Genomic DNA, 9,152 nt, shown 5'->3' with positions numbered 1-9,152 from the left:
TTGAATTGCATTTAGATTGATAGCTGTTACCGCAAGAATTGCCTAGGTTTTGAGATCAAAACAGTTACAAAGCTTTGACGAGTGAGCGTATGGCGCTCTGTTTTTGAAGCCGCTGGCTGCGGCAAGGGTGATGACATGCAGTTGCAAGACATTCTTTATTCCCAAGGTTTCGGTATTCGCCGTGTCTGCTCAGGGCTGGTTCAGCAAGGCTGGGTACAGGTGTACGAAGACGGTGCGGCAGAGCCCGTGCAAGTGACCGATTCGACCCAGGAATACGAGCCTGAAGGCTTGCGTTTTCGCGTACAGGGTGTGGATTGGGAATATCACGAAAAAGGCTATGCATTGTTGTACAAGCCTGCTGGCACAGAGTGCTCGCAAAAGCCGTCGGCCCATCCCAGCATTTATACGTTGTTGCCTGCACCATTGCGCCAGCGTCCTAACAAAGGGGCGGTGCAAGGTCTGCAAGCGGTGGGACGATTGGATCAAGACACCACGGGTTTTTTGCTGCTCAGCGATGACGGCCAGTTCATTCACCGTATGAGCTCACCCAAAAAACATGTGCCCAAGGTGTACCGCGTGACAACCAAGCACCCTGTCACGCAGAGCATGGTGGACAAGTTGCTGGCGGGCGTGGTGTTGGATGATGACCCCAAGCCGGTCAAGGCTGCAGCATGCGAAATCGTGGAGGAATGTGTGCTGGATTTGACGCTGACCGAGGGCAAGTACCACCAAGTCAAGCGCATGCTGGCGGCAGTGAGCAACCGGGTGGAGAGCTTGCATCGCTGGAAAATCGGTAGCTTGGCATTGCCCGAAGACATGAAGCCGGGTGAGTGGCGTTGGCTCAGCGCACAGGATTTGGAGAAGCTACGCTAAGCGCGTCGTAGGTCACCCCAGATGGCATCCAAAGAAAAAGCCAAGTTTGGTTTCCAAGCTTGGCTTTTTCGTGTTGGGGAGTGGGCGGCTGGCTGCTATGCAGCAGGTGCTGCGCCACTTTGGAGGGAGTGTTGTAAATCAAACAGTACGCCGTGGCGTAAGGCCCCTTGGGCAATGCGCATATGCTGCAGTTGGAAGGTGTCAAACACTGCGCACATCACGCTCACACCGCCAGCAATGACTGGACGCAACTCTTCACGCAAACCTTGCAGCGGCAGCCGGTCAATGTGGCCTGCGAGAATGAGTTGCTGCTGCAATTGGAAAAGGGTGGGGCGTGTGATTTCGCCAGCGAGGTAACCGGCTTGGTGCAGGGCCTTGCTGATGGCGCCTGCGGTGCCGGAAGAGCCCCATACCTGTTCCCAAGTGGCGTTGTTCCAATCCGCCATATGTGTTCGCAACAGTGCTTGGGCGTGGGTGTGCGCTGCAGCAAAACGGTTAGCATGCAAAACGCCATCCCCGAAAAAGCGCTGGGCGCAAGCAACGCTGCCAATGGGGCATGAAATGGCCTTTTCGAGGTGGCTGCCTTGGCCAAGACAAATTTCGGTTGAGCGACCGCCGATGTCTACCACCAACCTGCGCTCTGGCGAGGCAGGAAGCAAGCTGCTGACACCTTGGTAGATTAGTGCGGCTTCACGTTCACCAGAAATTAATTCCACCGAACAGCCCAAAATAGCTTGAGCTTGGTGCAAAAAGGCATCACGGTTGCGTGCTTCGCGCAGGGTCTGTGTGGCAACTACCCGGCGATGCACAGGGGGGATGTGGGCGATGAGTGCGGCATAACGGCGCAAACATTCCAAACCTCGTTCCATGGCCGAGGGCTCCAGATTGCGTTCACTATCCAGTGCGCCGCCTAGTCGGATGGTTTCTTTGCGTTGTAGCTCGGTGTGCAGTTTGCCATTGATGACGCGACCGACAAGCAGTAAAACGCTGTTAGAGCCGATGTCGATACTGGCGAGCAATGGAGCTTTCATGGTGCACAAGGAAATACGCAGCCCGTCAGATTACCATTAGAGTCGCTTCATTCCAGTCGTTTGCAGGTTCTGGGTGCATGAAACAGTCACAGTGCTGTCATCGTTTCGTCACATGGCTTGGGGATACTGGAGAGGCTACGCCAAAGAGTTTTCATGTATCCAAAGACAGAACCATTCATTGCAACGCCTCCTGCATTTAGGGCACTGCCGCAAGATGCGGTGCCAGTGCCGGAGCAGGTTGCTTTGACGGCGGCGCAAACATCCACTGCCCCCCTGACTTTGCTGCCGCGTGACCACTGTATCTTGGCTTTCAACGAGCGCGTGATGGCATGGGCGCGGCGCGAAGATGTTCCCCTGCTGGAGCGCTTGCGCTATCTGTGCATTGTTTCCTCCAACCTCGATGAATTTTTTGAGGTGCGCTCTGCCCCGCACATCGTGGCCGTCAATGCCCAAACGCAGGGCGTCTACAACATGGCCGATGGCCTGTCCTTGCTGCGCAAAGCGCAAGAGCTGGTGGCGCGCCAGTACGCGCTCTACAACGACGCTTTGGTGCCAGCATTTGCCTCGGCGGGCATTCGCATCGTCCATCACCAGGCACGCACAGCGGCGCAGCGCCGCTGGGTGTACCGGCACTTTCAGAAGGCCGTCAAGCCTTTGCTGGTGCCCGTGGCACTGGATCCGGCGCATCCATTCCCGCAGGTGGCCAATAAATCTCTGAATATGGTGGTGCGCCTTAAAGGTGGCGATGCTTTTGGTCGCGCCAATGAGGTGGCGATTGTGAAGCTGTCGCGTGCCTTGCCGCGTTTGATGGAGATGCCGGCCAGTATTTGTGGCAAACAGCGGTTGTTTGTCAGCCTCTCCAGCATGGTGCGTGCCCACATTTCGGAGCTGTTCGATGGCCGCGAAGTGATAGAGACGGTGCAATTTCGTGTCACGCGCAATACCGAGTTGCTGGTGGAAGAAGACGAGGTGGATGATTTGCGCACGGCGCTGCGCGAAGAGTTGGCTTACCGCCAGTTTGGCCAAGCGGTACGTCTGGAGGTGAGTAGCCACTGTTCGGAATTCTTGGCCACCACCTTGCTGCAAGAGTTTGATCTGCCGCGGCAGGCGCTGTTTCGCGTGCATGGGCCGGTGAATTTGGTGCGCTTGGCAGAGTTGATTGATTTGGTCAACGAACCCTCCATGCTATTCAAGCCGTGGCAAGGCAGCTGGCCTAGGCAGCTCAAACCTGCGGTCAAGGTGATGGCGCAAATGCGCAAGCAAGATGTGCTGATTCACCAGCCGTTTGAGCAGTTTGATGCGGTGCTGGAGTTGCTGCGCGAAGCGGTGCACGATCCGGCCGTAGTGGCCATCAAGCAAACCATTTACCGCACCGGGGTGAAGTCGGAGTTGATGGATTTGCTGGCCAAGGCGGTGCGGCTGGGCAAAGAAGTGATGGCCGTGGTGGAGTTGAAGGCGCGCTTTGACGAAGAAGCCAACATCAACTGGGCTGATGCGCTGGAAGCTGTGGGCGCGCAGGTGGTATATGGCGTGGTGGGGTTGAAAACCCACGGCAAGATGCTGCTGGTTACGCGCAGAGAGGGCAGGGGATTGCGCCGCTATGGCCACCTGTCTACCGGCAACTACAACCCCAAAACGGCGCGCATGTACACCGACTTGAGTTATCTGACGTGCGACCCGGTGATGACGGCTGATATGGATGCGGTGTTTCGCCACCTGGCCAGCCCCAACGTCAAACCCAAGCTGGACAAGTTGGTGATGGCGCCGTTTGCGCTGCAGCAGACCATGCTGGCGCACTTGCAGTCCTGCAAGCAAGCCGCGCTAGAGGGCCAATATGCCCGCGTGGTGGTCAAAAGCAATGCCATGACCGATGAGGTGCTGATGCATGCGCTGGTCGAGGCAGGCCAGGCTGGCGTGCGCATTGACTTGATTGTGCGCGGCGCCTGCATGCTGCCACCGCAGGTGCCTGGCCTGACGGACAACATCCGTGTGCGCTCCATCATCGGGCGGTTGCTGGAGCATTCGCGCGTGTTTTACTTTGCCTGGGGCGAGGAACAAGAGCACGTGTACCTGTCCAGTGCCGACTGGATGCGCCGCAATATGACGCGCCGCGTTGAACTGGCCTGGCCTGTGCAAGAGCCCAAGCTGCGCCAGCGTGTGATTGACGAGTGTTTGGTGGCCTATTTGCACGACGACCGCGATGCGTGGACGCAGCAGCCCGATGGCAGCTATCTGCCAGCTGCGCATCCGCATGATGGCCATGGCGCGCAAAACGCGTTGATGCAGCTGTACGGCGCGCCCGCCTAGGTGCGGTGAATGTGCAGTTTCCAAGGATGCTGAGGCATCTTTTTTTGGGTGGAGCGATTTAAAAATAAGAGCTGCTAGCGCTTGACGTTCAACACTTTCAGATAGATAAGTATCTGAAAGTGTTTATTAAAAAGCGCTAGCAGCTATATTTTTTGCTTGTTAATCCATTTGCAGTGCGAGCTGCCAGTCTGTCTTGCTGATGGCTTCGGCCTCTTCACGCAGCAATTGCGCGCTCAGCGGAAAGCGTTGTGCCCAGCCTGCAGGTGTTTGCAGCAGCAGTTGCTGCGGGCCTTGGCGCTGCAGTTGCAGGCCCTGCATATCTGGCGCGCGGCGGCTGTTGCACAGCACCACCGCCAGCCGCAGGCACAGCAGTTGTAAGGCATGGGCGGGCATGTGCATGAATGCCTCCACCTTCTTCAGCTTGCCGCGGTGGCCCAGTACCAGTTGACCCAGATTGGCCAGCTCAGCCGGGGTAAAGCCCGGTGCGTTGCTGTGTTCCAGCACATAGGCGCTGTGGCGGTGGTAGTTGCTGCGCGAGATGCGGCAGCCCACTTCGTGCAGCAAGCCGGCCCATGCCAGCATGGCGGGTGCATGGGGCTCTGCAGGGTGTAATTGCTGCCACAGCTGCTGGGCGGTTTCTGCCACATGGCGGGCGTGCAGGGTGTTGACGCCAAACCGCTGCATCAGGCCCAGCACAGTGGCGGAGTGGATATCGCCCACTTGTTCATCGTCCACCAGACCGTAGAGCACCCCCATGCGCAGTGCGCCCTGGGCAACTTCCATGCGCTCCAGGCCCAGCAGGTCGAACACGGCACGCAGCACGCTCAGGCCGCCCGCAACCACGGGGCGGCGGTCTTCTTTTAAACCGTCCAGCTTGACGCGATCAATGTGCTTGGCTTGCAACAGTTGCTGCTGCAACCAGTCGAGTCCGGCGCGGGTAATCATGCCCTGACCTTGGCCGTTGGCAGCCAGCGTGTCGCCCACGGCATTGGCAGTGCCTGCAGAGGCGTAAGCGATGTCCCAGCTGCCGGGGCTGAAGGTGTCCAGCGCCTCATCCAGCACCGCGCGCGCGGCAATTTCTGCGGTTCTGAAGGCTTCAGGCGTCAGCTCTCCCTGCGGGAAGTAGCGCGCTGTCCATGCCACGCTGCCAATGCGGTAGGAGGCAACGGACTGCGCCACACTGTTTTGGCCGAGCACAAATTCGGTAGAGCGGCCGCCAATATCAATCACCAGACGGTGTTCATCCGATGCGGGCAGCTGGCTGATTACGCCGCGGTAAATCAGCGCGGCCTCTTCTTCGCCCGAGATGACTTCAATCGGAAAGCCCAGCAGCTCGCTGGCGCGGTCAATGAACACGTCGCGGTTGCGCGCTTCGCGCAGTGTTTGGGTGGCCACGGCGCGCACATGCGCTGGGTCAAAGCCGCGCAGCCGTTCACCAAAGCGTGCTAAGCAGGCCCAGCCACGCTCCATGGATTCTTGGGTGAGGTTGCGGCTGCTGTCCAAGCCACTGCCTTGACGCACGGTTTCTTTGAGGTATTCCACGCGGTGGATTTGGTGGTGTTCATAACTACCAATCTCAAGGCGGAAACTGTTGGAGCCGAGGTCTACGGCAGCAAGGGCAATCGCATCATTCATTTGAAATGTCAGCTAGCGGCGCAAAAGGCGCAGCTTATCAGTCCTCACACAGCGCGGCGATGAAAAAACTGGCAAGGCCAAGTGTGGAGCAGGGTTGAGAGGCTAGCGCGCGGGTATGACGCAACGATGACATTTTTTTGAAATGGACTGGCTGTGGTTTTTGCGCCGTAAAACCTTAATTTTTTAATGTCACAGACATGTCACAAACGCTTTTTACATTCACGTCATCGAGTTTTCTTCGACCTTGTTTTTTGACCAAGAGAGGTGCTTCCATGAAGATGTCCATGATGCGTGTTTTGGTAACCGGTGCCTTGATCTCCGGCGGCTTGATGAATGTGGCAGCCGCGCAAGAAGCCACCGGCGCAGGCGCCAGCTTTCCTGCCCCTTTGTATTCCAAGTGGGCCGCTGACTACAACAAGGCGACTGGCGTAAAGATCAATTACCAGTCGGTTGGCTCCAGCGCAGGCCTCAAGCAAATTGAAGCCAAAACCGTAGACTTTGGCGCTTCTGACGAACCTTTGAAGGACGCGGACCTGCAAGCCAAGGGTCTGGTGCAGTTTCCTACCGTGATCGGCGGTATCGTGCCTGTGGTCAACATTCAAGGCATTCAACCTGGCCAGCTCAAGCTCAACGGCCAAGTACTGGGTGACATCTACCTGGGCAAGATTACCCACTGGAACGACCCCGCCATCACCGCGCTCAACCCCGGTGTGAATCTGCCCAACGCCAAGATCACTCCCGTGCGCCGCGCTGATGGCTCGGGCACCACTTTTGGTTTTACCAACTACCTGAGCAAGGTGAATGCCGAGTGGAAGGAAAAAGTGGGTGAAGGTAAGGCAGTGAACTGGCCTACCGGTGCAGGTGGCAAGGGCAACGAAGGCGTGGCTGCATTTGTCGGACGTCTGGCGAACTCCATTGGTTATGTGGAATACGCCTATGTCAAGCAAAACAAGTTGACATTTGCACAGCTGCAAAACAATGAGGGCAAGTTTGTCTCGCCCAACGAAGCCTCGTTCAAGGCCGCAGCAGCTGGTGCAGACTGGAGCAAGAGCTTCTACCAGATCCTGACTGCCCAGCCCGGTGCAGAAGCATGGCCAATCACCAGCGCAACGTTCATCTTGATGCACAAGGCGCAAGACAAGCCTGCACAAGCAGCGACTACGCTGAAGTTCTTTGACTGGGCGTATAAGAGCGGTGACGCTACCGCCAGCAGCTTGGACTACGTGCCTATGCCTGACTCGGTCAAGGCGCAAGTGTTCAAGGCCTGGGCAGATATCAAAGATGGTGCTGGCAAGCCAGTATCTTGGAAGTAATCGGCTGATTTGACAGTCACATCCTGCCCGGCGCGTGTGCGCCTGGCAGGTCTAGTTGTTTGTAAAGAGGTGACACCCGTGTCCTCATCCCTATCTTCAGCGAATGCAACGGCCCCGCAGCAGACAAGCGCCGGCCGTGCACAACCTCCACGACGCACGAGGTGGTTCACCGCCAGCTTGGCGGATCGTTTGTTTGCCTGGTTGGCCAAAGGTGCCGCGTTGGTCACGCTGGGCTTGTTGTTGGCCATCATGGGGTCGCTGTTGGTGGGCGCTTGGCCCGCTATCCATGAATATGGGTTGGGCTTTTTCACCCGTACCGAGTGGGATCCTGTGCAGGACCAATACGGTGGCTTGGTGATGATTTATGGCACTTTGATGACTTCGCTGATTGCCCTGGTCATCGCCGTGCCTGTGAGCTTTGGGATTGCCCTGTTCCTGACGGAGCTGTCGCCCAACTGGCTGCGCCGCCCGCTGGGCACGGCCATTGAATTGCTGGCTGCTGTGCCTTCAATTGTGTACGGCATGTGGGGCCTGATGGTGTTTGGCCCGGTGCTGGCCACCTATGTGCAGCAGCCACTGCAAAGTTTGTTTGATGGCGTGCCCTATTTGGGTGCACTGGTGTCTGGCCCGCCGGTTGGTATCGGTATTTTGTCTGCAGGCATCATCTTGGCCATCATGATCATTCCCTTCATTGCCTCGGTGATGCGGGATGTGTTTGAAGTGACACCGGCCCTGCTTAAAGAGTCGGCCTATGGCCTGGGTGCGACCACCTGGGAAGTGGTCTGGAAGGTGGTGCTGCCGTATACCAAGGCTGGTGTGCTGGGCGGCATCATGCTGGGCCTGGGGCGTGCGCTGGGTGAGACCATGGCCGTGACCTTTGTGATCGGCAATATGAACCAGCTCAATTCGGTGTCGATGTTTGAAGCGGCCAACAGCATTACCTCGGCGCTGGCCAATGAGTTTGCCGAGGCGGGCGAAGGTTTGCACCAGGCATCGTTGATTTATCTGGGCTTGGCACTGTTCTTCATCACCTTTGTGGTGCTGTCGCTGTCCAAGCTGCTGCTCAACCGCCTGCAAAAGAACGAAGGGGCACGCACATGAGCACCTCAAGCCAACAACTGATTGTTGCCGAAAAACTCCAGGCACAGCGCCAGGCGCGCTACGCTGCGCGCAAGCGCTTAAACCAGGTCGCGCTGACGCTGTCGCTGGCCGCCATGGCCTTTGGGGTGTTCTGGCTGATCTGGATCTTGTGGGAAACCATCCGTTTGGGCATTGGTGGGCTGAGCTTTTCACTGTTCAGCGACATGACCCCGCCGCCCAATGAAATGGGTGGTTTGGCGAATGCCATTTTCGGCTCTTTTGTGATGGTGACGCTGGCCACGTGTGTGGGCACGCCGATTGGTGTGATGGCGGGTGTGTACCTGGCCGAATATGACAAAAAAAGCTGGCTGGCGGCCACGACACGTTTTGTTAACGACATTTTGCTGTCCGCCCCCTCCATCGTCATCGGCTTGTTTGTGTATGCGGTGGTGGTGGCCAAGTTCAAGAGTTTTTCTGCCTATGCCGGGATTGTGGCGTTGGCGCTGATCGTGATTCCCGTGGTGATTCGCACCACAGAAAACATGCTCACGCTGGTGCCTGCGGCCTTGCGCGAAGCCGCGTATGCACTGGGAACCCCGAAGTGGAAAGTGATTTTGGCCATCACGCTGCGTGCGGCACGCGCTGGCGTGATCACTGGGGTGTTGTTGGCGGTGGCACGCATTGCGGGCGAAACCGCACCGCTGCTGTTTACGGCGTTGAACAACCAATTCTGGAATGGTGACTTGGCCAAACCCATGGCCAGCTTGCCCGTGACGATTTTTAAGTTCGCCATGAGCCCCTACGAAAACTGGCAACAGCTGGCGTGGGCGGGCGTGTTCCTGATTACGGTGGCCGTGTTGGCCCTGAATATCTTGGCCCGTGTACTCACGCGCCAGAAATAAATTTGCAAGGA

7 protein-coding genes are annotated in these 9,152 nt (G+C 57.4%); 5 read left to right on the top strand and 2 right to left on the bottom strand.

Annotated elements, in window-relative coordinates; all coding sequences use genetic code 11:
* Positions 1 to 135 precede the first annotated feature (135 nt).
* On the top strand, positions 136 to 873 hold the full coding sequence (locus tag QEP12_RS08100; protein WP_284213933.1) for a 16S rRNA pseudouridine(516) synthase: 738 nt from the start codon (positions 136 to 138) through the stop codon (positions 871 to 873).
* A 95-nt stretch (positions 874 to 968) separates the two neighbouring features.
* Here QEP12_RS08100 and QEP12_RS08095 read toward each other — a convergent pair whose 3' ends face one another.
* On the bottom strand, positions 969 to 1,904 hold the full coding sequence (locus tag QEP12_RS08095; RefSeq protein WP_284213927.1) for a Ppx/GppA family phosphatase: 936 nt from the start codon (positions 1,902 to 1,904) through the stop codon (positions 969 to 971).
* 153 nt (positions 1,905 to 2,057) lie between these two features.
* On the opposite strand from QEP12_RS08095, the gene ppk1 reads away from it, so the two are divergent.
* A complete protein-coding gene (ppk1, locus tag QEP12_RS08090) occupies positions 2,058 to 4,211 on the top strand; it encodes a polyphosphate kinase 1 (RefSeq protein WP_284213926.1) in 2,154 nt (717 codons plus the stop codon).
* Between the two features lie 159 nt (positions 4,212 to 4,370).
* On the opposite strand, the gene QEP12_RS08085 is transcribed toward ppk1, so the two are convergent.
* A complete protein-coding gene (locus QEP12_RS08085; RefSeq protein WP_284213925.1) occupies positions 4,371 to 5,846 on the bottom strand; it encodes a Ppx/GppA phosphatase family protein in 1,476 nt (491 codons plus the stop codon).
* A 272-nt stretch (positions 5,847 to 6,118) separates the two neighbouring features.
* On the opposite strand from QEP12_RS08085, the gene pstS reads away from it, so the two are divergent.
* The 3 genes from pstS to pstA all read left to right on the top strand — a co-directional run bounded on the left by pstS (position 6,119) and on the right by pstA (position 9,141).
* Positions 6,119 to 7,159 (top strand): phosphate ABC transporter substrate-binding protein PstS, encoded by a 1,041-nt coding sequence (gene pstS, locus QEP12_RS08080; protein ID WP_174863330.1) that lies wholly within the window; start codon positions 6,119 to 6,121, stop codon positions 7,157 to 7,159.
* 177 nt (positions 7,160 to 7,336) lie between these two features.
* Complete coding sequence (pstC, locus tag QEP12_RS08075; protein ID WP_246254305.1) at positions 7,337 to 8,260, top strand: phosphate ABC transporter permease subunit PstC; 924 nt, start codon at positions 7,337 to 7,339, stop codon at positions 8,258 to 8,260.
* The gene (pstA, locus tag QEP12_RS08070) at positions 8,257 to 9,141 is read left to right on the top strand and encodes a phosphate ABC transporter permease PstA (protein WP_284213924.1); all 885 of its coding nucleotides are present in this window, start codon (positions 8,257 to 8,259) and stop codon (positions 9,139 to 9,141) included. Before pstC ends, pstA begins: the two co-directional genes overlap by 4 nt.
* The last annotated feature ends 11 nt before the right edge of the window (positions 9,142 to 9,152 follow it).

Source organism: Comamonas jiangduensis (assembly GCF_030162955.1).
Lineage (GTDB): Bacteria > Pseudomonadota > Gammaproteobacteria > Burkholderiales > Burkholderiaceae_C > Comamonas > Comamonas jiangduensis.
Note: the sequence above shows the minus strand (reverse complement) of the source record. Positions and strands in the feature narration are given on the sequence as shown.

Coding starts and splice junctions, on each gene's coding strand:
- QEP12_RS08095 (WP_284213927.1), bottom strand. CDS start 1,904: ATGAAAGCTCCATTGCTCGCCAGTATCGACATCGGCTCTAACAGCGTT.
- ppk1 (WP_284213926.1), top strand. CDS start 2,058: ATGTATCCAAAGACAGAACCATTCATTGCAACGCCTCCTGCATTTAGG.
- pstS (WP_174863330.1), top strand. CDS start 6,119: ATGAAGATGTCCATGATGCGTGTTTTGGTAACCGGTGCCTTGATCTCC.
- QEP12_RS08100 (WP_284213933.1), top strand. CDS start 136: ATGCAGTTGCAAGACATTCTTTATTCCCAAGGTTTCGGTATTCGCCGT.
- pstA (WP_284213924.1), top strand. CDS start 8,257: ATGAGCACCTCAAGCCAACAACTGATTGTTGCCGAAAAACTCCAGGCA.
- QEP12_RS08085 (WP_284213925.1), bottom strand. CDS start 5,846: ATGAATGATGCGATTGCCCTTGCTGCCGTAGACCTCGGCTCCAACAGT.